Origin of the sequence: Cellulomonas oligotrophica (assembly GCF_013409875.1) — a bacterium.
Classification (GTDB): Bacteria; Actinomycetota; Actinomycetes; order Actinomycetales; family Cellulomonadaceae; genus Cellulomonas; species Cellulomonas oligotrophica.
In genome coordinates this window covers 4117933-4140113 of the sequence record NZ_JACCBK010000001.1, presented here as the reverse complement: position 1 = coordinate 4140113, position 22181 = coordinate 4117933, and the positions used below count along the sequence as shown (strand labels likewise).

Here is a 22181-nt window from a genome sequence, read left to right as displayed (position 1 = left end):
CGCGGAGCGGCCCTCTCGACGGCCCGCTCCCACGCCCTTCCACGTGCCTCCACGGTACTCCACTTCCCTCCACATCCGCCGTTCGAGCGCGCGAAGTTCACCCGTTCTCGCAGCATCGCCGCAGGTCACAGCGGTGGAGTGAAGTGGAGGGGTGCTGACGTCACAGCCCCTCACACCCTTCTGTCAGGAGGGGGCATAACAGGCCGTACAGGGGTGCCCCGGGAGGAACCGGGCACGCCTTCGGGAGGTTCGGTGAGGACGTCGTGACCACCTCCCGCCCCGACCCCGCGCCGGTGGGGCGAAGTGGAGGGACGGAGATCGCGGTGCCGGGGCGCGTCCTTGCGTACGCTCGGGGGCAGTCGTCGGAGGAGTCGCACCATGCAGGCACTGCCGTCCCCCGACGAGCTCGACGAGCTCGTCTCCACCACCGTGCGCCTGCGCACCTCGATCGAGCAGGTGATCACCGGGCGCCCCGCGCTGGTCCGGGTCGCGCTCGCCGTGCTGCTCGCCGAGGGGCACCTCCTGCTGGAGGACGTTCCCGGCGTCGGCAAGACGACGCTCGCCAAGGCGATCGCCCGCAGCATCGACGCCCCCGTCGGCCGGATCCAGTTCACGCCGGACCTGCTGCCCAGCGACCTGACGGGCGTGAACATCTTCCGCGCGCAGACGCACGAGTTCGAGTTCCGCCCCGGGCCCGTCTTCGCGCACGTCGTCATCGGCGACGAGATCAACCGGGCCTCGCCCAAGACGCAGTCCGCCCTGCTGGAGTGCATGCAGGAGGCGCAGGCCACCGTCGACGGCCGCACCTACCCCCTCCCGCGCCCCTTCCTCGTCGTCGCGACCCAGAACCCGGTCGAGATGGAGGGCACGTACCCCTTGCCCGAGGCCCAGCGGGACCGCTTCATGGCCCGCCTGACCGTCGGCTACCCGAGCGTGGAGTCCGAGCTGGAGATGCTCGAGCAGCAGGAGAGCTCCGACCCGCTCGACCGCCTGCGACCCGTCACGGACGCCCCGCACGTCGCCCGCCTCATCGCGACGACCCGACGCCTCTACGCCGCGCCCACGGTCAAGCGGTACGTGGTCGACCTCGTCGGCGCGACGCGCGAGGACCCCGGGCTGCGCCTGGGTGCCTCGCCGCGCGCCGCCATCCAGCTGCTGCGCGCCGCCAAGGCCCTCGCCGCGATGGACGGTCGCGACCACGTGCTGCCCGACGACGTGCAGGAGCTCGCCGTCGCCGTCCTCGCCCACCGCCTGCTGCCCAGCACCGAGACACGCCTGTCGGGGCGCACCACGCAGGACGTCGTCACCGACGTCGTCGCCCGGGTGCCCCTCCCCCGTGCCGAGCAGCCCCGCCCCCGGCGGGCGCTCGGCTGATGAGCCTGCGCCCGACCCCGCGCGGCTGGGCCCTGCTCGCCGCCGCGGTCGTCACGTTCCAGCTCGGCGTGTGGCTCGGGTCGATCGACCTGGTGCGCATCGGCCTGCTGCTCACCGCCCTGGTGGTCACCGCCCTCCTCGTGGCGCTGCTGCGGGACCCCGCGCGCGGGCGGCGGCGCCTCGACGTCGTCCGCTCCGTCGCGCCGAACCCCGTGCACGCGGGCGAGGAGACGCAGGTCCGCGTCGAGGTCGTCGCCTCCGACGGCGCCGGGCGCGCCCGGCTCGCCGGGCTCCGGCTCGCCGAGCAGGCCGCCGTCGAGCTGTCCGGCGGGCGGCCGCTGCGCGCCCGCGTCGCGCGCACGCCCGACCGCGTGACCGTCCGCTACCCCGTGCGGGCGGCCCAGCGCGGGCGCTGGCCGCTCGGGCCGCTGGTCGTGACCCGCACGGACGTCTTCGGCGTCGTGCGGGCGCGCTCCACCCTCGGGGGCGAGTCCGAGGTCGCCGTCTGGCCCGCCGTCAGCGCCCTGCCCGCACCGGCGGACGTGCTGGTCGGCGAGCCGGACCGCGTCGCGCTCGGCGCGCGCACCCCCTCGACCGACGACGCGAACCTGCGCGACTACCGCGAGGGCGACGACCTGCGCCGCGTCCACTGGCGCAGCTCCGCCCGGCGCGGCGCCCTGCTGGTGCGCTCCGACGAGCGCGCCGGGCTGCGCCCCGTCTCGGTGCTCGTCGACCTGCCCGTGCGCAGCAGCGCCGCCGAGTGGACCGTCTCGATGGCCGCGTCGATGGCGCTGGCGATGCTCGACGGCGGGCACCGCGTCCGGCTCGTCGGCTCGGCCGTCGGCGCACGGCCCCAGGACGGCCTCCGGGGCGGTGCGACACCGTTCCTGCACGCGACCGCCGGCACGGGGGCCCGCGCCGGGCTGCTCGACCTCACCGTCGACCTCGAGGCGCCCCGGAACCAGCAGGAGGCCGACGCCCGGCTGCTGGACGCCGCGCACCTGCTCGACACCAGCGACGCCGCCGGGCAGATCGTGCTCGCCGTCCTGGGCCCGGCGTCGCACGCGGCCCGCGGCGCGCTCGCCCACATCGGCGACGCGACGCAGGGCTGGGCCCTCGTGCGCGGCGACGGACGCGGGCTCGACGCCAACGAGGCCCACCACACCGCGCAGGCCCTGCGCCGCGCCGGCTGGCGGGTCGCCGCCGCCGAGGCCGGCGAGGACCCGGTCGCGTGCTGGCTGCGCCTGCTCGGGGCGGGTCGATGAGCGCGGCGGCGGGCCCGGAGCGCGGGCTGCGCGCCGTCGTCGGCACGGCCCTGTGCGTCGCGGCCACCTGGGCGAGCCTGCTGGCCCTGGGCGGCCTCGTCGAGGGCAGCCGCTGGTACACGGTCGCGTGCACCGCGGTGCTCGTCGTCGCGGCGTCCGCCGCCCTCGCCCGCGCCGTGTCGCGCACGTGGTGGCTGCCCACGCTGGTGGGCGGGCTGGTGGCCGCGGTCGGTCTCGTGCTGCGCTACGGCTCCCCGCCCGGTCGCCCGCAGTTCCTGCCGGACCTCGACGCCCTCGCCCGCGCGTGGGACGTCGCCCGCGAGGGCGTGCGGGTCGTCAACGACTCGTACGTGCCGATGCCCGACGTGCGGCCCGGCGAGATGCTCGTCGTGCTCGGCGCCGTGGGCGTGGTCCTGCTCGTCGACGCCGCCGTGCTGGCCGTGCGCGTCCCGGCGCTCGCCGGTGTCGCGCTGCTCGCGCTGTGGGTGCCGGCGATCCTGCTCGGGTTCCCCGCGGGTGCGCTGCCCCTGGCCCTGACCGGCCTGGCGTACCTCGCCCTGCTCGCGTTCGGCGCCGCGCCGCAGCACGCCCGGGCCGGTCGGGCCCGGCGCGCCGGGGCGGCCGCCGGCGCCGGTGCCGCGCTCGTCGCGCTCGCCCTCGTCGCCGGCCCGCCCCTGATGAGCGTGCCGGGCTGGGCGTCGATGTCGCTGCCGCGCTTCGGGGCCGGGCCCGTCGGTCCGCTCGAGCTCAGCAGCGAGCTCGACCTGCGCGACAGCCTCGGCCAGCGCTCCTCGCAGGTCGTGCTGCGCTACACCGTCACCGGGGCGGAGGACGACGGGACCGACGACGGCGAGGACGGCGCCGTGGACCTCGGCTCGGCCGACGACGACGACCCGGTCGCCGACGCACGCCTCGTCGGGCCCCTGCGGGCCTTCACGCTCGCGACCTTCGACGGGCGGAGCTGGGAGCGGACCGAGACGGACGACCTCGCGGGCTGGGACCCCGCCGGCCTGCTCGCCTCCGACCCGGCCCTGCGGGGCCTGCCGCCCGACCCCGCCGCGGGGACGCTCGCGACCGTCGAGGTGCAGGTCGGCGCCCTGAGCGAGCAGCGGCTGCCCGTGACGACCTTCCCGCGCACGCTCGACGCCGCCGAGGACTGGCAGTACGACGCCGCGCGCGACGAGGTCGTGTCGGACGACCCCACCCGGGACGGCGAGCGCTACGCGATGGTCGTGCAGGTGCCCGACCTGACGGCCGACCGGCTGCGGGACGCGGCACCGGGGACCCCGCCGCAGGCCGAGCTGTACACGGCAGTCCCGCCCACCACGAACGCCGAGGACGTCGCCCGGACCGCGCGCGAGGTCACCGCCGAGGCCACCACCCCCTACGAGCAGGCGCTCGCGCTGCAGTCCTGGTTCCGGTCGGCGACGAACTTCGTGTACGACACCCGCGTGCCGCCCGCACGGTCGCAGGACGCCGTGTGGGACTTCCTGCAGACCCGGCGCGGGTACTGCGTCCAGTTCTCGACCGCGATGACGATCATGGCCCGCAGCCTGGACATCCCGGCGCGCGTCGCCGTCGGGTTCCTGCCCGGCGAGGCCGACGACGAGGGCGGCTACGTCGTCACCGGACGCCTCGCCCACGCCTGGCCCGAGCTGTACTTCGAGGGCCTCGGATGGGTGCGGTTCGAGCCCACCCCCGCGTCGCAGACCGGCCCGCCGCCCGTGTGGGCGAACCCGTTCACGGGGGCGACCGTCCCGGCGAGCGTGCCCGACGAGGTGGACCGCGACCAGGCGGCACCGGTGCCGAGCGCGTCGAGCACGGCACCGGTGGCCGACGGCCCGTCCGGCCCGGGTGAGGACGTGTCCTGGCTCGTCGTCGCGCTCGGGACGGGCGTCGGGCTGGTGCTGCTGGCCGCCGCCGCCGGGATCGGTGTGCTGCTCGCGCGGCGGGCACGCGTGCAGGCCTACCTCACGCCGGAGCGGGCGTGGGCGACGCTGCGACGACGGCTCGCCCGGCGCGGGATCACCTGGTCGGACGCGACCACGGCACGCGCCGCGGCCGTGCGGCTGGAGGACGAGATCGGGCGGCGCTCGTCCGACGTCACCGCCGCCGACGCCGCACGGGCGGCCCTGGCGTCGCTGCTCGCCGCGGTGGAGGCGCAGCGTTACGCGCCGCAGGGCGCCGCGGCACCTCAGGACGTCGCGAGCACCGACGCGGACCGGCGCAGCGGCACGGCCGGGACGCGCGGGAGCGACCGGACCGAGGAGCTCGCCGGCTGGGTCGAGACGATCCGCCTGGCGTGCACCCGACCGGTCAGCGACCGCCCTCGTGCCGACGCCGGTCCCAGCGCTCCTCCAGCCGGGCCATGAACCCGGGGCGGCGGGCGGCGGACGGGCGGGCCGACCGGACGGACCCGTCGGGCTGCACCGTCCCCGTGGGGCCGGAGCGCCCTGCGGAACGCGGTGCGGCGAACGCGTAGGCGACCGCGGCGAACATCACCACGAAGCCGATGGCACCCAGCCACGGCCTCGTGGTCGCCGCGCCGACGACCAGCAGCAGCAGGCCGACGGCGACACCGGCGCCGGCCACGACGAACCGCGTCACGGGGCGGCGACCGCCCCGATGGGTGAGCGTGTTCGCGAGCCGAGGGTCGTCGGAGGCCAGCTGGCGCTCCATCTGCTCCAGCACGCGCTGCTCGTACTCGGAGAGTGGCATCCCGACCCCCGTCAACTCCTGTGGACTGTTGGCGTTCAGGATAGATCGGCGCACGGGATGGTGGTAGTCGAGCGTCCGTCTCGTCCCGTCGCGGAGCGGGTGGAACTGCGCCGGACCACGTCCGGGCCGTCGCCGGGCCCCGCCGGTGCACCGTGGGGCACCCGCGGGGCCGGCGTCGGGCGGACCGGGCGCGGGTCGCGGCCCAGCGCGAGGTCGTGCAGCCGCCGACCCCCGGGCGCCCCCAGCCGACGCTGCAGGTCCGCCAGCGGCGCGTCGGCGACGTCCCCCACGGTGGAGAACCCGGCGGCCGCCAGCGCGCCGAGCACGCGCGTCGGCACGCCCGGCAGGTCCGCGAGCGGCCGGGGGCGCAGGTAGTCGGGCCCCGCGGACCGGGGCACGAGCACGACGCCGTCGGGAGCCGCCTCGACCGACGCGAGCTCGGCGACGCACTTAGTCGCCGCGACGCCGATCCCGCTGGCGAGCCCGGCGCGCAGGCGCAGCCGCTCCCGGACCATCCCCGCGATCCAGGTGGGCCGTCCCAGCCGGTGCCGGGCGCCCGAGACGTCGAGGAACGCACCGCCGTCCCCGGTCGGCTCGACGAGGGCCGTGACGTCGAGCAGCACCCGCCGCACGACCTCCGCGACGTCAGCACCACCCTCGTCGGCCACCTGCACCGTCCGCACGTGCAGGACGTGGCAGCCGTTCTCGTCCCGCGGGCCGAGGCCGCGGGAACGTCCCCCCGCCCACGGCGCGAGGGACGTGGCCGCGGACGGCGCGCGCCCCGAGACGAGGGCGGTCATCCCGCCACCCGCCGGTCGGCACCGACGGCAGGGCCGACGCCCGGTGCGCACCCGAGCGCGGCGCGCACCGCGTCGACGAAGTCCTCGGCGGCGCACAGGGTGCGCTCGGCGCGCTCGGCCGACACCGCGTCGAACCGGCCCGCGTCGACCGCCGCCCGCAGGCCCGCCGACGCGGCGAAGTACGCCGTCTGCGACGCGAGCTCGGGCGCGACGGCGTCGAGCATGCCCCACACGGTGCGCGGCGCACCACGACGCGACGGCCGACCGCGCTCCGCGACGAGGGCCGCGCCCGCGCGCAGGGCCGCCAGGTGGGCGTGCCCGAACGTCTCCCACGGCTCGCCCGAAAACTGGGCGGCCAGGAGCTCGGCGTCGGCACGTGCCAGCTGCTCCGTGGTGCGGGGCGCGAGCCCCCGATCCCGCAGCACGACCGCCTCGGCACCCATCACGCCACCTCCACCCTCCGGACCGCCCGGACCTCCATGGTCGAACACCTGTTCGAACCCGTCAACCCCGGGCCCGCGGCACGGGGTCCCGCAGGTTCCGTACCGTGTGCCGGTGCCCTCCCGCCGACGCGCCCCATCGTCACGCCGACCACCCACACCCGCGGCGCCCCCGTGGCCGCTGGGGCCGGTGGACGTCGCGACCGGCACCGCGGAGGTCGTCGTCGACCCCGCGCGGCCCCGGTCGGCCACGCTGCTGGTGAACGGCGTGCCGAGCTCCTACGTGGACCTCGACGACCCGGGGCGGCTCGACTTCGAGTACATGCAGCAGATGGCGGCGGTGGTCGACGCGCTCGTCGACCAGGACGACGCCGGGGCCACGGCGGCACCGGGACCGGACGTGGTGCACCTGGGCGCGGGTGCGTGCGCGCTCGCGCGGGCCGTCGCGCACGCACACCCGGGCGCACGGCAGGTGGCGGTCGAGCTCGACGGGCGCCTGGCCGAGCTGGTCCGGGCCTGGTTCGCCCTCCCCCGCGCGCCCCGGCTGCGGATCCGCGAGGGCGATGCCCGCGCCGTGCTGGCGGGCATGCGCACCGCGAGCGCCGACGTCGTCGTGCGGGACGTGTTCGCCGGGGACCGCACGCCGGAGCACGTCACGACGGCGGGCTTCGTGGCGGAGGTGGCCAGGGTGCTGCGGCCGGGCGGGGTGTACCTCGCCAACTGCGCCGACCGTCCCCCGCTGGCGCTCGCCCGCGCGGAGGCCGCGACCGTCGCGACCGCGTTCGCCCACGTCGCGCTGGTGGCCGAGCCCGCCCAGCTGCGCGGGCGGCGCTACGGCAACATCGTGCTCGTCGGGACCGACGACCCCGGGCTGCTCGACGACGCAGGCCTGGCCCGGACGCTGCGCACGCTGCCCGTGCCCGCACGGATGCTGACGGGCGCGGAGCTGGTGGCCTTCGTCGCGGACGCGCCCGTGCGCGAGGACCCCGCGGCCCCGTCGGCGGCCGGCGCGTCAGCGACCTGACGCGCCGGCCGGCGACCGGCGCCGCTCAGGACGCGCCGCTCAGAGCGGGCGCACCTGCTCCGCCTGGGGGCCCTTGGGGCCCTGACCCACCTCGAACTCGACGCGCTGCCCCTCGTCGAGGCTGCGGTAGCCCTGCGCGTCGATCGCCGAGTAGTGCACGAAGACGTCGGGACCGCCGCCGTCCTGCGCGATGAAGCCGAAGCCCTTCTCGGCGTTGAACCACTTGACCGAGCCCTGTGCCATGTCCGTCCCTCGTTCGCCGCGGCCGGGCACCTCGCCCGGCCGTCGTCGCCGCGTCGACGCCCGCCGGGGACGCGGCTCTGCCCCGCCCACCGCCCACGACGCGCGTGCCGACGGCACGCGCCGCGCCGCTGCGACGCCGGGAATCCTCGCACGGGAACGTGATCTGCGCCACGGCTGGTGGACCGGTGTCCCGGACCGGCGTCCGGGACACCGCCGGGCGCCGTCCCGGACCGCGTCAGGCGCCGGGCGCCCCGCCGTCGTCGTCGGCCTGCTCGGCGAGGAAGCGCTCGAGCTCGGCACCGATCTCGTCCGCCGTGGGCAGGTCGGTCGCGCTGGCCAGGAGGCTGGTGCGACCCGCGCTGCGGGTGAACGCGTCGTACTGCTCCTCGAGCGCCTGGACGACGGCCGCGACCTCGCTCGACCCGGTCACCTGGCGCTCCACCTCGAGCAGCGTCTCCTGCGCGGCGGGCTCGAGCGCCGCCAGCCGCAGGTCCAGGCCGGTGGCGCGCTCGACCTGCCGCAGACCTTCCAGGCCCGCCGCGGGGTACTGGGACTGCGCGAGGTAGTGCGGCACGTGCACCGCGAAGCCGATCGCGTCGTGCCCCTCCTCGCCGAGCCGCAGCTCGAGCAGGGCGGCCGCGCTCGCCGGCACCTGCACGGTGCCGAAGAAGGACGTGTGGTCGGCCACGAGCTCGGCGCGCGTGGCGTGGGCGGTGACCGACGTGGGCCGCGTGTGCGGCACGCCCATCGGCACCCCGTGCAGCCCGACGACGAGCGGGACGGCGAAGCGCTCGACGAGCTGGCGCACCGCCGCGACCCAGCGCTCCCACTGCACGTCCGGCTCGGCGCCGTGCAGCAGGAGGAACGGTGTGCCGTCGCCGTCCTCGAGCAGGTCGACGGCCAGCTCGGGCGCGTCGTAGTCCGTCCAGCGCGTCGAGTCGAACGTGATCGTCGGCCGCCGCGAGCGGTAGTCCACCAGCTGGTCGACGTCGAACGTCGCCAGGCGCTGCGACGGGGACGTGCCCACGAGGTGCTCGACCGCCACCTGCCCGGCACCGCCCGCGTCGACGAACCCGCGCACGGCGTGCACGAGCACCGGTCCGGGCCCGCCGGCGGCCCGCGCGCTCACGCGCTCGGCCACACCTGCGTCCACGTCGTAGAGGCTGCGAGGATCCAGCATGTCGCTCCGTTCGCCGTCGTCGTCCTCGCTGCAACGCGACGGGGGGCCCGCGTCTTCCCGGGCGGGGCGTGCGGGACGTCACCCCGGACGTCCCGCCCGGGACCTGCGGGACGTCGCCCCGCACGCCGGCGTCAGCGCGACGGGAGCCGGACGACCTCGACGAAGAACTCGTCGATCTGGCGGACGACGTCGATGAAGCGGTCGAAGTCCACCGGCTTGGTGACGTACGCGTTGGCGTGCAGGGAGTAGCTGCGCACCACGTCCTCCTCGGCCTCCGACGTCGTCAGCACGACGACGGGGATGGCCCGCAGCCGGTCGTCGGACTTCATGGCCTCGAGCACCTCGCGCCCGTCCATGCGGGGCAGGTTGAGGTCCAGCAGCACCAGGTCCGGGGTCGGGGCGTCGGCGTGCTCGCCCTGCTTGCGCAGGAACTCCAGCGCCGCGACGCCGTCCTGCACGACCGAGAGGCGGTTGCGGACCTTGTTGTGCTCGAAGGCCTCGCGCGTCATCAGCACGTCGCCCGGGTCGTCCTCCACGAGGAGGACGTCGATGATCTTCTGGCCGTCCACTACTGCTCCGTCCCACCGGCGTCGGGCCGGTCGTCGTCCGGGACCGGCAGGAGCAGGCGCACGGTCGTGCCCTCGCCGTCGGTCTCGGGGATCCAGATGCGACCGCCGTGGAACTCGACGATCTTCTTGCACAGCGCCAGGCCGATCCCGGTGCCCTCGTACAGGTCCTTGGGGTGCAGGCGCTGGAAGATGACGAAGACCCGCTCGGCGTACTGCGGGTCGATGCCGATGCCGTTGTCGCGGCACTCGACCTCCCAGCCCTCGTCGACCCGGCGCACGCCCACGTGCACGTGCGGCGTGCGGTCGGGGTGCCGGAACTTCACGGCGTTGCCGACCAGGTTCTGGAAGAGCTGGACGAGCAGGGCCTCCTCGCCGCGCACCGTGGGCAGCGGGTCGTGGGTGACCAGCGCGCCGGTCTCCTCGATGCGGGTGCCGAGCTGGTCGACGGCCCGGTCCAGGGCCGCGTCGAGGTCGACGTCGACGACCTCCCCGCCCACGCGCCCGACGCGCGAGAAGCCCAGCAGGTCCTGGATGAGCCGCTGCATGCGCTTGGCGCCGTCGACCGCGAAGTCGATGTACTGGTCGGCGCGCTCGTCGAGCTGGCCCCCGTACCGCTTCTGCAGCAGCTGCGTGAACGACGCGACCTTGCGCAGCGGCTCCTGCAGGTCGTGGGACGCGACGTAGGCGAACTGCTCGAGGTCCCGGTTGGAGCGTCGCAGCTCCTCGGCCTGCTCGGCGAGCCGGTCGTGCGCCTCCTCGACCTGCGCGCGGGACACCCGCAGCTCGTCGAGCTGGTCGACCAGCGTGCGACGCATGTGCTCGACGTCGCCCGCGAGCGCGCGGAGCTCGCCCGGCCCGTCGACCTCCACGACGTGGCTGAGGTCGCCGCCGGCGACGGCGCGGCTGGCGCCGGCGAGCTCTGCGACCGGGGCGAGCACCCACCGGCGCAGCGCGAGCCAGAGGGTGACGCCCGCGGCCGCGGCCGCGACGACGAGCAGCGCCACGATCGTGGCCGACAGGGCCGTCCACGTCTGGAGCTCGGCGACGGCGCCGAGGCGGTCGGCGCGCAGCTGGGCGAGGTACGCCTCGATGGGTGCGCGCGCCTCGTCGAACAGGACGCGGCCCGCCTCGACGTCGGCGCCGGAGACGGCCGCCGTGCCCTCCGCGCGGACCTGGGCCACGAGCGGATCGGCGAACTGCGTGCGCCACGCCGTCGCCGCGTCGGCGGCGGACCGGGCGTACGCCACGAGCTCGGGGTCGGCGTCCGAGGCCTCCAGGCGCTGGGCCAGCGCCTGGAAGTCCTGCTCGGACGCGGTCGCCCGCTCGTAGGGCTCGAGGGTGATCTCGTCGCCCGTCAGGGCGAACCCGCGGACGGAGGTCTCGGCGTCGACGAGCTGGACGTAGGCGGTGTCGGCGCGCGAGATGGCGTCGAAGTAGACCTCGGTGACGTCCCGCTGGAGCTCGACCTGCCGGGCGAACACGAGGCCGGCCACGACGACGACGGCACCGAGCACGGCCGAGGCGGTCGCGAGCAGCAGGGTCAGCCGGCGACGCAGCGTGGCGCGCGGGCGCGGCGCGGCGCTCACCGGGCCCACCCGAGGAGCACCACGGCCGTGTCGTCGACGAGGTCGCCGCCGTGCTGGGCCCGGACCTCGGCCAGCAGCCCGCCCAGGAGGGGGTCGTCGCCGTCGGGCGCCGCGTCGTCGAGGGTCACGGGCGGGGTCAGCGTGGCGTCGGCCACGGCGCGCAGGCCGTCCTTGCCGAGCCGGGCGCCGCCGTCGCCGACGGTCGCCTCGAGCACCCCGTCCGTGTACAGCAGGACCCGCCACCGGGGGCCGAGGTCGAGCCGGGCCGGCGGCCACCCCCCGCCGACCGGGATGCCGAGGGCCCGCCCCCGCGCGTGGGCGGGCAGCAGCGTCGCGGGCGGCCCGACGAGCAGGGGAACGGGGTGCCCCGCGAGGTAGAGGTCCGCGGTGCGCCGGTCGGGCGCGACGGCCAGCATCGAGACGGTGGTGAAGACCTCGGGCCGGGCACGCTCGGCCACGAGGACGCGTTCGAGCAGGCCGAGGACGTCGTCGGTGGGGACGTCGGCGAGCACGAGGGTCCGCCAGGCGGTGCGGAGGGTGGCCCCGAGCGCGGCCTCGTCGGGGCCGTGGCCGCAGACGTCCCCGACCATCGCCAGGACCGTGCCGTCGGGGCGTTCGACGACGTCGTAGAAGTCGCCGCCGAGCAGACCCTCACGGCCCGCGCGGTAGGCGACCCGCACCTCGAGCCCCGTGTCGTTGAGCACGGGGCGGGGCAGCAGGGCGCGCTCCAGCCGGTTCGTCTCGGCCGCGCGCACCAGGCTGCGGTAGAGGGCGCGGTCGGTGTCCTCGAGCCGGCGCCGCTGCACGGCGTAGCGCACCGAGCGGGCGATCGTCTCGCCGTCCACGTCGCCCTTGACGAGGTAGTCCTGGGCCCCCGCGGCGACCGCGTCGAGCCCGGCGCCGGCGTCCGTGAGCCCGGTGAGGACGACGACAGGAGGGCTGCCCGCGGTCAGGAGCCGCTCGAGCGCGCCGAGCCCGGTGGCGTCGGGCAGGCCGAGGTCGAGCAGCACGCAGTCGACGTCGAGCTGCGCCACGGCCTCGTCCAGCGAGCGCACCCGCACGAGCGCACGGTCGAGCCCGACGTCGCGCAGGTGCTCCGCCACGAGCAGCGCGTCGCCGTCGTCGTCCTCGACGAGCAGGACGCGCAGCGCTGGTCCGGTGCCGGGGTGCACGGGTCCGCGCACGGGGTCCGACGTGGCCGCCGAGGTGTCCACGACCGTCCTTCCGCTCGGGGGTGGCACGACTCTAGGGCCTGCGCCGGGGTGCCGCGGCCCCTGGTGGAACGCCTGCGGCCCGTGCGCGTGCCCGTGCTGCGACCCCGTCGTCACCGGGGGCGGGGCGGGGGCGGATAATGGACGGCCGCCGCGCGGGCGCACCCCGAGGGGTCCCGCCCGGTGGCGTTCGAGCGACGGTCGTGGACGGGAGACGTGCCGGTGACGGGCAGTGACGACGGTCTGGCCGACGAGCAGAAGGTCGTGGACCGGTTGTACGGGCGCCTCGACGCGCTGCGGGCGCACACCCGGGGACGGTTGACGGCGGTCCGCAAGGAGGGCCCCTCGGGCTCCCCGCAGAACCGCTCCGAGCGGGACGCGTTCGCCACCCTCTACGAGGACCGGCTCGCCCAGCTCGAGGCCGTCGAGGAGCGTCTGACGTTCGGCCGCCTGGACCTCACGGACGGCGAGCGGCGCTACGTCGGGCGCATCGGGCTCACCGACGAGGACCAGTCGCCGCTGCTGACCGACTGGCGGGCCCCGGCCGCGCAGGCGTTCTACCGGGCGACGGCCGCCCGGCCCGACGGCGTCGTGCGCCGCCGCCACCTGGTCACCAGCGGCCGCTCGGTCACGGGGGTCGAGGACGAGGTCCTCGACCTGGACGCGCTGGCCGCCCAGGGCGTCGACCCCGCGGACCTGTCCGGCCTGTCCGGCGAGGGCGCGCTGCTGGCCGCGCTGGCCGCGGGGCGCACGGGGCGGATGGGCGACATCGTCGCGACCATCCAGGCCGAGCAGGACGCCATCATCCGGTCCGAGCTCGCCGGGACCCTGGTGGTGCAGGGCGGGCCCGGCACGGGCAAGACGGCCGTCGCCCTGCACCGGGCCGCGTACCTGCTGTACGCCCACCGGCGCCTGCTCGAGCGCTCCGGGGTGCTGCTCGTCGGCCCGTCGCGCACGTTCCTGCGCTACATCGACCAGGTCCTGCCCTCGCTCGGCGAGACCGGTGTGGTCACGGCCACGGTCGCCGACCTGGTGCCGGGGGTCGAGGCGCGCGGGTCCGAGCCCGACGCGGTCGCCGAGATCAAGGGCCGGGCGCTGATGTCCAAGGTCGTGGCCCGCGCGGTCCGCCAGCGCCAGCGCGTGCCCGCCGCACCCGTCGAGGTGCGGCTCGACGGGATCACCGTGGTCGTGCGCCCGCAGGACGTGGCCTCGGCGATCGCCCGCACCCGACGGCACCACAAGCCGCACAACGAGGCCCGGGTCTCTTTCGTCCGCGACATGCTCGGCCGCCTCGCGCAGCAGTACGTCGACCAGCTCAGCTGGGACGTCGCCCCCGAGGACCGCGCGGAGGTGCTGGAGGACCTGCGCACGACGCGCGAGGTGCGGGTCGCCCTCAACCTCGCGTGGATGCCGATCACCCCGCAGAAGCTCGTCGCCGACCTGTGGGCCAAGCCGCACCGCCTGGAGGCCGCGGCGCCGGAGCTGTCCCCCGCCGAGCGGCGGCTGCTGGCCCGGCCCGCCGACGCCCCGTGGACCCCGGCGGACGTCCCGCTCCTCGACGAGGCCGCCGAGCTGCTCGGGGAGGACGACCAGGCCGCCCGTGCGCAGGCCCGGGCCGACGCCGAGCGCCGCTCGCAGGAGCTGGCGTACGCCCGGGACGTGCTGCGCTCGACGGGTGCGGGCGACATGGTCTCGGCCGAGGTCCTCGCCGACCGGTTCTCCGGCGGCGGGTCGGGGCTGACCACGGCCGAGCGTGCCGCCGCGGACCGGTCCTGGACGTACGGCCACGTGGTGGTCGACGAGGCCCAGGAGCTGTCGGCGATGGCCTGGCGCGCGCTGCTGCGCCGGGTCCCGACGCGCTCCATGACGGTCGTCGGCGACGTCGCGCAGACCTCCACGCGGGCCGGCGCCCACGACTGGGCCAGCATGCTCGACCCGGTGCTGCGCACCGACTGGCGCCTCGCCGAGCTCACGGTCAACTACCGGACGCCGGCGGCGGTCGCCGACGCCGCACGCGCCGTCGCGGTCGCCGCGGGCCTGCCGGTCAGCCGGCTGACGTCCGCGCGCGACGTGCCCGACGCGCTCGTCGTCGACCACGTCGCCGACGCGGCCGGGCTCGTGGACGCCGCCGCGGCGGCGGCCGACGACCTCGCCACACGCGTGCGCGACACCCGCGGCGGGGGGCGCGCCGCGCTGGTCGCCACCGCCGCCCGCGTGCCGGCCCTGCGGGACGCGCTGGCCCGCCGCGGCCGCCAGGTGCCCGGCCGCGGCGCCCTCACCGACCTCGAGGTGCCGCTGGTGGTGCTCACGCCCCTGCAGGCCAAGGGGCTGGAGTTCGACGCGGTCGTGCTCGTCGAGCCCGCCGAGGTGCTCGAGGGCTCCGCCGGCGACCTGTTCGTGGCGATGACCCGACCCACGGGTGTGCTGCACGTCGTGCACAGCCGGGCCCTGCCCGACGGCATGCCCGGCTGAGCGCGGGCCGTCCGCGGACCGGGACGGCTTTGGTCCACCCGCCGGACGCGGAGCACGATGGGCCCGTGCCCACCGCGCTGCTGCTCGAGAACCTCCACCCGCAGGCCCGAACGATCCTCGAGGCCGCCGGGTTCGACGTGATCACCCGCACGGGTGCCCTCGACGAGCCCGAGCTGGTCGAGGCACTGTCCGGGGTGCAGGTGCTGGGCATCCGGTCCAAGACGCAGGTGACGGCCGCCGCGCTGGCCGCAGCCCCGGACCTGGAGGTCGTCGGCGCGTTCTGCATCGGCACCAACCAGGTGGACCTGCACGCGGCCGCCGAGCGCGGCATCGCGGTGTTCAACGCCCCGTTCTCGAACACCCGCTCGGTCGTGGAGATCGCGATCGCCGACATCATCGCCCTGACCCGACGCCTGACGGTGCTCGACAAGGAGATGCACGACGGCGTGTGGAACAAGTCCGCGACGGGCGCGCACGAGGTCCGTGGTCGGACCCTCGGCATCGTCGGGTACGGCAACATCGGCACGCAGCTGTCGGTGCTCGCCGAGAACCTCGGCATGTCGGTCGTGTTCTACGACACCGCCGAGAAGCTCGCGCTCGGCAACGCCCGGCGCATGGAGACCCTCGACGAGCTCCTGGAGACCGCCGACGTGGTCACGCTGCACGTCGACGGGCGCTCCGGGAACGCCGGGATGTTCGGTGCGAAGCAGCTGGCGCGCATGCGCCCCGGGGCGATCTTCCTCAACCTCTCGCGCGGCTTCGTCGTGGACTACGCGGCCCTGCGCGACGCCGTCGTCTCCGGCCACGTGGCCGGCGCGGCCGTCGACGTGTTCCCCGACGAGCCCAAGCGCAAGGGCGACCCGTTCGAGTCCGAGCTGCGCGGCCTGCCCAACGTCATCCTGTCCCCGCACACCGGCGGCTCGACCGAGGAGGCGCAGGAGGCGATCGGCCGGTTCGTGGCCAACAAGATCCGCGACCACCTGGCGACCGGCTCGACGAACCTGTCCGTCAACCTGCCCAACCTCGCGCTGGACCAGCGGCCCGAGTGGCACCGGCTGGCCTACCTGCACCGCAACGTGCCGGGCGTGCTGGCGAAGATCAACGCCACTCTCGCCGAGCACGGCGTCAACATCGAGGGCCAGCTGCTCGCCACCCGCGGGGAGCTCGGCTACGTCGTCACGGACGTCGGCTCGGCCGTGGCCCCGGCCGTCGTGGACGCCCTCGCCGCGCAGCCCGAGTCGCTGCGCCTGCGCCTGCTGTCCTGACGGCCGGGCCCCACGGTCCGGTCAGGCGGAGCCGGACTTGCGCTGGAACCGCCGCTGCACGGGTCCTGCGGTCTCCGACCCGTGGACCCCGCCGGTGTTCCGCGACCCGTCCGCCGTCGGGTGACCGACGGCCTTCTTGCGCTCCAGGGCCTCCCGGAAGCGCGCCTTCGCGTCCTCGCTGACCGCTTCCGGCTTGTCGTCTGCCATGGGTTCCTCCGCTCCGTTCGGCGCCGGACGGCGCCTGTCCAGCGTGGACGACCCTACGTCGGGGCGCCACACCATTGCGCGGGGGTCAGCCGCGCCCGGGCTCCTCGGGCGACGGCGTGCGCTCGGCGTCCTCGCGCTCGGCGCGCAGGACCGCGATGGCGGACTCGAAGTCGTCGAGGGAGTCGAACGCCTGGTAGACGCTCGCGAACCGCAGGTAGGCGACCTCGTCGAGGTCGCGCAACGGTCCGAGGATCGCCAGGCCGATCTCGTAGGCGTCGATCTCGGCCGACCCGGCCGACCGCAGCGTCTCCTCGACCTTCTGCGCCAGCAGCGCCAGGTCGTCCTCGCTCACGGGACGCCCCTGGCACGCCTTGCGCACCCCGGTGGCGATCTTCTCCCGGCTGAACGGCTCCGTCGCACCGGACCGCTTGACGACGGACAGGCTCGCGGTCTCGACCGTGGTGAAACGCCGGTTGCAGCTCGGGCACTGGCGGCGGCGCCGGATCGACGCGCCGTCGTCGGACGTGCGGGAGTCCACGACGCGCGAGTCCGGGTGCCGGCAGAACGGGCAGTGCACGGCGGTCCCCTCCAGGGTCGTGGCGTCCGACGACGCCGGCGGGCCGGGCGTCGGAGGTGACGCTAGGCCGCGCCACGTCTCCGGTGCAACACGGGTGCCGCCGACCGTGGCGCGGGGAGCACCGAGGGCGGCCGTCGGCTGACGACCGCCCTCGTCGGGACGCCCCCGTCCCTCGCGACGCCAACTCGCCTCGGCGCCGCTGATGCTGCGGGCCGCGCCGGGCGCGGGCCGCTCATCCGGCCGACCCCCCAGCCTGCCGAATGAGGTAAGCCTAACCTATGGGGCAGAGGATGCCCAGCCCCACGCCCGGCGTCACCGGGCCGGCACGACGATCGTCTGCCCGGCGAGCAGGTCGCCCGACGCGAGGTCGTTGAGCCGCATCAGCTCGAGCACGACGTCGCGGACGTCCTCACCCTCCGCCGCCGCGCGGTCGGCGATGGCCCACAGCGTCTCCCCCGGCTCGACCACGTGGCGCTCGACGACCACGCCGCCGGCCGTGCCGTCCGCCTGCGCCGACCACGCCGCACCCCCGACCCCGGCCCCGAGGAGAAGCCCCAGGGCCCAGACCACCGCGCGCCCGCGGCGCGTCAGGCGCAACCCGCGCAGCCCGTCGGCCCCGCCGGCCGGAGGCGCCGCTCGACGCGGACGCGCCACGGTGCCCGCGGGAGCCACCTGCACCCGCCCGGGCGCCTCGGCCGCACCGCCCTGGACCACCCGCAGCGCCGGGCGCCGCACCCCGTCGACCTGCCGTGCCGCACCCGCTCGAGGTGCCGTCGTCGTGCCTGCCATGGCCCTGCCTCCGTCCCGAACCGCCCGCCCCGCGCCCGTCGACCGCTGCCGCCGCGCGCCTCGCCCGATCGAACACGCGTTCGTCGAACGTCTGTACGAGTTCTACCAGACGGCGCCGACGACCGTCGAGACACGCTCGAACAGATGTTTGATGTCGCAGGTCGCGGGCCCGTAAGGTGTTCCCGACGGGAAGTGCACCACCGCCCACCGACACGCACGCGTGCCGCGCGGCGGACCGCGGCCGGCGGCCGCGCGACTCAGGAGGCGTTGTGGACGTGCAGCAGGGGATCGCACCGGCCGGGGCGCAGGCACCGGTCGTCGACGTGACGGCAGGTGGGCTCACACCGCGGCAGCGCCTCGTCCTGGACACCGTCCGCGCCAGCGTCGAGCGGCGCGGGTACCCGCCGAGCATGCGCGAGATCGGCGAGGCGGTCGGCCTGACCAGCCCGTCCAGCGTCAAGCACCAGCTCAACGCGCTCGAGCGCAAGGGCTACCTGCGGCGCGACCCGCACCGCCCCCGGGCCATCGAGGTCGTCCAGCCGGACCCGTCGGGCCCCCGCGCCGACGGTGAGGTGACGCCCGGCACGGGCAGCGAGGACCGACCGGCACGCACCGGGCTCGCGGCGCTGTCCACCGTGCCCGCCGCCGCGTCGGCGGACGTGCCGGTCGTCGGACGGATCGCGGCGGGCGGCCCCATCCTCGCCGAGCAGGTGGTGGAGGACGTGTTCTCGCTCCCCCGGCAGCTCGTCGGCGAGGGGGACCTCTTCCTGCTGCGCGTGGTCGGCGACTCCATGCTCGAGGCCGCGATCTGCGACGGCGACTGGGTGGTCGTCCGGCGGCAGCCCGTGGCCGAGAACGGTGAGATCGTGGCCGCCATGATCGACGGCGAGGCCACGGTCAAGGTGCTGCGCCGCGCGGACGGCCACGTGTGGCTCATGCCGCGCAACGCGGCCTACGAGCCGATCGTCGGGGACGAGGCCACGGTGCTCGGTCGCGTCGTCAGCGTGCTGCGCAGCCTCTGAGCCTCGCGCGGGCCGGCAGCACCCGCGGCGCCCGCCGTCAGGACCGCTGGTCGTCAGCAGCGCCCGTCGTCAGCACCGCACGGTGCGGACGGCGGGCGCTCTGCCGTGCGCGGGGCCCGGCAGGCTCGCCCCGCCCGGCCCCGCGCACGGGTCAGAAGCCGAACCGTCGGGCGACCGAGCGGACGGCCTCCGCCGACCGGCGCAGCCCCGTGAGCTCGTCCGAGGACATCGGCACGGCGAGCCGCTCGGCGACCCCGCGCGAGCCGACGATCGTCGGCACCGACAGGCACACGTCGGAGATGCCGAGGTAGTCGGTCAGCAGCGACGAGACCGGCAGGATCCGCTTCTCGTCCTTGAGCACGGCCTCGATGATGCGCGACCCGGCCAGGGCGATCGCGTAGTTGGTCGCCCCCTTGCCCTCGATGATGCGGTACGCGGACTCCACGACCTCGCGGGCCATCGCGTCGCGGACCTCGCGCGTGAGCGGACCGTTCTCGCCGATCCCGTCCCACTCCAGCAGCGGCACCGAGCCGATCGACGCCGAGCTCCACAGCGGCAGCTCGGAGTCGCCGTGCTCGCCGGCCACGTACGCGTGCACGTTCTGCACGGCCACCCCGGTGTGCCGGGCGATGAGGTAGCGCAGGCGCGAGGAGTCCAGGACGGTGCCGGAGCCGAACAGCTGCTGCGGCGGCAGGCCCGAGATCTGCAGGGCCGCGTACGTGACGACGTCCACGGGGTTGGTCACCATGACGTACGTCGCGTTCGGCGCGACCTCGACGATGCCGGGCAGCACGTTGCGGACCAGGGAGATCGTCGCCTCGGCCAGGTCGAGCCGGGACTGCCCCGGGCGCTGCTTGGCGCCGGCCGTGAAGACGACGATGTCGCAGTCCGCGAGCACCGACACGTCGTCGGAGCCGACGACCTCCGCCATCGACATGAACTGGATGCCGTGGGACAGGTCGAGGACCTCGGCCTCGACCTTCTGCTTGTTGACGTCGAGCAGCGCGACGGTGCGTGCCGCGCCGCGCATCAGCGCCGCGTAGGCCATCGTCGAGCCGACGGCGCCCGCGCCGACGATGCCGAGCTTGGACGTGCGGCGCTGCGGTGGGACGACCGAGCCCAGGTCGAGCTCGTCGTCGATGGCGTCGGCCATGGCATGTCCCCTCGTCGCGGGCGTCGGTGCAGGTCGTCCCCGGGTGCGCCCGCCCGGTCGGCGCCCCTGGGCGAAGGCTAGTCGGCTCCGCGCAGCCGGCGCAGCGCGGCCACCACGACGTCGCGGTCGTCGGTGCGCCAGAAGTCCGGCATGGACCTCAGCAGGAACTCGCCGTAGCGGGCGGTCGACAGCCGCGGGTCGAGCACGGCGACCACGCCGCGGTCCTGCGACGAGCGCACCAGCCGGCCCGCGCCCTGGGCGAGCAGGAGCGCGGCGTGCGTCGCGGACACCGACATGAACCCGTTGCCGCCCGCGGCTGCCACGGCGTCCGTGCGCGCGGACCGTACGGGGTCGTCCGGGCGCGGGAACGGGATGCGGTCGATGACGACGAGGCGGCACGCGGGGCCCGGCACGTCGACGCCCTGCCACAGCGAGAGCGTCCCGAACAGGCAGGTCGGCTCGTCGGCGGCGAACCGGGCCACCAGCGTGGGCAGCTGGTCGTCACCCTGCAGCAGGACAGGGACGTCGAGGCGCTCGCGCATGGCCTCGGCGGCCACCGTCGCGGCACGACGGGACGTGAACAGCCCCAGGGTGCGCCCGCCGGCCGCCTCGACCAGCGTCGCGATCTCGTCGAGCTGGGCGTCGGTCGCGGGCTCACGCCCGGGCGGCGGCAGGCGGCGCGCGACGTAGCAGATCGCCTGGCGGGGGTAGTCGAACGGGCTGCCGACGTCGAGGCCGCGCCACGGCTCCGGCGCCGCGGCCTCCTCCCCTGCCCCGGGAGCGACCCCGGCCGGCCCCTCGGGCGCGGCGTCGGGCCGGCGCTCGAGGCCGACCGAGCGGGCCACGGGCTCGAACGTCCCGCCGAGCGCCAGGGTCGCCGACGTCAGGACCGCCGTGCGGCCGGCGAGCAGGTGCGTGCGGATCAGCCCGTTGACGGCCAGGGGCGCCGCGTGCAGCCGGGTCGTGATCTGCCCGCGGCGGTCCTCGCCCCGCGCGCACCACAGCACGGTGTGGGCGTTCTCCTGCGGGTCGGCGGCCATCCGCTCGGTCACCTCGAAGAGCGCGAGCATCGCGGCCGCGGCCATCTTCACGCCGCCCTCGGCGCCGTCGCGCCCCTTGGTGGACGCGTCGGGCTTGAGCACCGAGAGCAGCGTGCGCGCCGCGTCGCGGACCATCGCCACCGCGGTGCGGGTGCCCTCGGGCAGACCCGCGGGGAAGCGGCCCTCCGGCAGCGGCACGAGGACGCTCGCCAGGTGCTGGCCGGCGGCGTCGAGGTCCGTCGTGGGGACGCCGCCGTGCCGACGGGCCAGGCGGGCCGCGTGCTCGACCACGGGCAGCGAGAGCTCGGCGGTCGCCTGGGCCGTCACCCGGTCGGTGAGCTCGTGGGCCTCGTCGACGACGAGCACGTCGTGCTCGGGCAGCACGTTGGGCGCGCCCGTCGCGGCGATGCCGAGCATCGCGTGGTTCGTGACGACGACGTCGGCCTCGCGCGCCAGGGCGCGCGCACGGTCCGGGAAGCACTCCTCGCGCATCGGGCAGGACGTGCCCAGGCACTCCATCGCGGTGACGGCGACCTGCCGCCAGGCACGGTCGGCGACACCCGGGACGAGGTCGTCGCGGTCGCCGGTCGACGTCTCCTCGGCCCACTCGCGCAGCCGGACGACCTGGGCCCCGAGCCCCTCGCGCCCGGTCGGCCCGTCGTCCGCCGTCGCCGGGTGGTCCGCCGCGCCCGGCCGCTCGGGCACGTCGAAGAGGGCGCCCTGGTCGTCCTCCGGGTAGCCGCCGGCGACCTTGTGGGCGCACAGGTAGTTGTGCCAGCCCTTGAGCAGCGCGATCTGGGCCGGCCGGGGCAGGCGGTCCGCGAGCGCCTGCGTGACCAGGGGCAGGTCGCGGGTGATCACCTGGCGCTGCAGGGCGAGCGTGGCGGTGGAGACCACGACGCGCTCGTCCTCCAGGACCGCGTGCCGCACGGCCGGCACGAGGTAGCCGAGGGACTTGCCGGTGCCGGTGCCGGCCTGGACCAGGAGGTGCTCGTGCTCGTCGAGGGCGTCGGCCACGGCGGCCGCCATCTGCTGCTGGCCGGGGCGGGGGGTGCCGCCGAGCGCGCCGACGGCGAGGTCGAGGAGCTCGCCGACGCCCGGCCCGTCCGTACGGGTCCCGGTGCCGGGCCTGGTGCCGGGCCCGGCGCCCGGACCGCTGCCCGTGCCCTCGTCGTCGAGGGCGGCCGGGCGGGCACGGGTCGGTCGAGGCACCGCGACAGCGTAGTCGTCGGCACCCACGCGGCCC

General features: G+C 76.2%; 20 protein-coding genes. 7 read left to right on the top strand and 13 right to left on the bottom strand.

The annotated features are described in order from the left end of the window. Window positions 1-378 precede the first annotated feature (378 nt). From BKA21_RS18975 to BKA21_RS18965, 3 genes are read left to right on the top strand one after another with little or no spacing between them, the layout of a single operon-like run. Window positions 379-1374, top strand: a complete 996-nt coding sequence (locus BKA21_RS18975) for an AAA family ATPase (RefSeq protein WP_140460515.1) — start codon at window positions 379-381, stop codon at window positions 1372-1374. Next, complete coding sequence (locus tag BKA21_RS18970) at window positions 1374-2639, top strand: DUF58 domain-containing protein (RefSeq protein ID WP_140460514.1); 1266 nt, start codon at window positions 1374-1376, stop codon at window positions 2637-2639. Before BKA21_RS18975 ends, BKA21_RS18970 begins: the two co-directional genes overlap by 1 nt. Further along, window positions 2606-5011, top strand: a complete 2406-nt coding sequence (locus BKA21_RS18965) for a transglutaminase TgpA family protein (RefSeq protein ID WP_140460513.1) — start codon at window positions 2606-2608, stop codon at window positions 5009-5011. The genes BKA21_RS18970 and BKA21_RS18965 overlap by 34 nt, the downstream gene beginning before the upstream one ends. On the opposite strand, the gene BKA21_RS18960 is transcribed toward BKA21_RS18965, so the two are convergent. The 3 genes from BKA21_RS18960 to BKA21_RS18950 are packed head-to-tail and all read right to left on the bottom strand — an operon-like array spanning window position 4956 to window position 6600. Further along, the gene (locus BKA21_RS18960; RefSeq protein WP_140460512.1) at window positions 4956-5357 is read right to left on the bottom strand and encodes an SCO2097 family morphological protein; all 402 of its coding nucleotides are present in this window, start codon (window positions 5355-5357) and stop codon (window positions 4956-4958) included. The genes BKA21_RS18965 and BKA21_RS18960 overlap by 56 nt on opposite strands. Window positions 5358-5392: 35 nt before the next feature. Then, window positions 5393-6157, bottom strand: a complete 765-nt coding sequence (locus tag BKA21_RS18955) for a DNA polymerase Y family protein (RefSeq protein WP_140460511.1) — start codon at window positions 6155-6157, stop codon at window positions 5393-5395. Further along, a complete protein-coding gene (locus BKA21_RS18950) occupies window positions 6154-6600 on the bottom strand; it encodes an SAV_6107 family HEPN domain-containing protein (protein WP_140460510.1) in 447 nt (148 codons plus the stop codon). Before BKA21_RS18950 ends, BKA21_RS18955 begins: the two co-directional genes overlap by 4 nt. A gap of 187 nt (window positions 6601-6787) precedes the next feature. Between BKA21_RS18950 and BKA21_RS18945 the strand changes: the two genes are divergently transcribed. Further along, window positions 6788-7621 (top strand): spermidine synthase, encoded by an 834-nt coding sequence (locus BKA21_RS18945; RefSeq protein WP_203793549.1) that lies wholly within the window; start codon window positions 6788-6790, stop codon window positions 7619-7621. A gap of 39 nt (window positions 7622-7660) precedes the next feature. Here the strand turns inward: BKA21_RS18945 and BKA21_RS18940 are convergent, their stop codons facing one another. From BKA21_RS18940 to BKA21_RS18920, 5 genes are all read right to left on the bottom strand, one after another. Continuing rightward, complete coding sequence (locus tag BKA21_RS18940) at window positions 7661-7864, bottom strand: cold-shock protein (RefSeq protein WP_140460508.1); 204 nt, start codon at window positions 7862-7864, stop codon at window positions 7661-7663. A gap of 235 nt (window positions 7865-8099) precedes the next feature. After that, window positions 8100-9044: a proteasome assembly chaperone family protein gene (locus tag BKA21_RS18935; RefSeq protein ID WP_140460507.1), complete on the bottom strand. Its 945-nt coding sequence runs from the start codon at window positions 9042-9044 to the stop codon at window positions 8100-8102. Between the two features lie 131 nt (window positions 9045-9175). Then, complete coding sequence (locus tag BKA21_RS18930; protein WP_239072989.1) at window positions 9176-9553, bottom strand: response regulator; 378 nt, start codon at window positions 9551-9553, stop codon at window positions 9176-9178. Between the two features lie 59 nt (window positions 9554-9612). Beyond that, window positions 9613-11199 carry a sensor histidine kinase gene (locus BKA21_RS18925; RefSeq protein ID WP_239072983.1) on the bottom strand — a complete coding sequence of 529 codons (1587 nt, stop codon included), beginning with the start codon at window positions 11197-11199 and terminating at the stop codon, window positions 9613-9615. Next, a complete protein-coding gene (locus BKA21_RS18920; protein ID WP_140460504.1) occupies window positions 11196-12413 on the bottom strand; it encodes a PP2C family protein-serine/threonine phosphatase in 1218 nt (405 codons plus the stop codon). Before BKA21_RS18920 ends, BKA21_RS18925 begins: the two co-directional genes overlap by 4 nt. Window positions 12414-12632: 219 nt before the next feature. Between BKA21_RS18920 and BKA21_RS18915 the strand changes: the two genes are divergently transcribed. Beyond that, entirely contained in the window at window positions 12633-14882 is a 2250-nt protein-coding gene (locus BKA21_RS18915) for a HelD family protein (protein WP_140460503.1), read from the top strand. A gap of 65 nt (window positions 14883-14947) precedes the next feature. Continuing rightward, on the top strand, window positions 14948-16147 hold the full coding sequence (gene serA, locus BKA21_RS18910; protein WP_140460502.1) for a phosphoglycerate dehydrogenase: 1200 nt from the start codon (window positions 14948-14950) through the stop codon (window positions 16145-16147). Between the two features lie 21 nt (window positions 16148-16168). Here the strand turns inward: serA and BKA21_RS18905 are convergent, their stop codons facing one another. The 3 genes from BKA21_RS18905 to BKA21_RS18895 form a co-directional block, all read right to left on the bottom strand. After that, window positions 16169-16354 carry a DUF5302 domain-containing protein gene (locus BKA21_RS18905; protein WP_140460501.1) on the bottom strand — a complete coding sequence of 62 codons (186 nt, stop codon included), beginning with the start codon at window positions 16352-16354 and terminating at the stop codon, window positions 16169-16171. An 85-nt stretch (window positions 16355-16439) separates the two neighbouring features. Beyond that, window positions 16440-16931 carry a transcriptional regulator NrdR gene (gene nrdR / locus BKA21_RS18900; RefSeq protein WP_140460500.1) on the bottom strand — a complete coding sequence of 164 codons (492 nt, stop codon included), beginning with the start codon at window positions 16929-16931 and terminating at the stop codon, window positions 16440-16442. Between the two features lie 312 nt (window positions 16932-17243). Continuing rightward, window positions 17244-17720, bottom strand: coding sequence for a LysM peptidoglycan-binding domain-containing protein (locus BKA21_RS18895; protein ID WP_140460499.1), 477 nt, complete (start codon window positions 17718-17720; stop codon window positions 17244-17246). 287 nt (window positions 17721-18007) lie between these two features. On the opposite strand from BKA21_RS18895, the gene lexA reads away from it, so the two are divergent. Next, window positions 18008-18742 carry a transcriptional repressor LexA gene (lexA, locus tag BKA21_RS18890; protein WP_179625438.1) on the top strand — a complete coding sequence of 245 codons (735 nt, stop codon included), beginning with the start codon at window positions 18008-18010 and terminating at the stop codon, window positions 18740-18742. Window positions 18743-18893: 151 nt separating this feature from the next. Here lexA and BKA21_RS18885 read toward each other — a convergent pair whose 3' ends face one another. Together BKA21_RS18885 and BKA21_RS18880 are read right to left on the bottom strand one after the other, a co-directional pair. Further along, window positions 18894-19895 carry an L-lactate dehydrogenase gene (locus BKA21_RS18885; RefSeq protein WP_140460497.1) on the bottom strand — a complete coding sequence of 334 codons (1002 nt, stop codon included), beginning with the start codon at window positions 19893-19895 and terminating at the stop codon, window positions 18894-18896. Between the two features lie 77 nt (window positions 19896-19972). Then, a complete protein-coding gene (locus BKA21_RS18880; protein WP_140460496.1) occupies window positions 19973-22147 on the bottom strand; it encodes an ATP-dependent DNA helicase in 2175 nt (724 codons plus the stop codon). Window positions 22148-22181 lie beyond the last annotated feature (34 nt).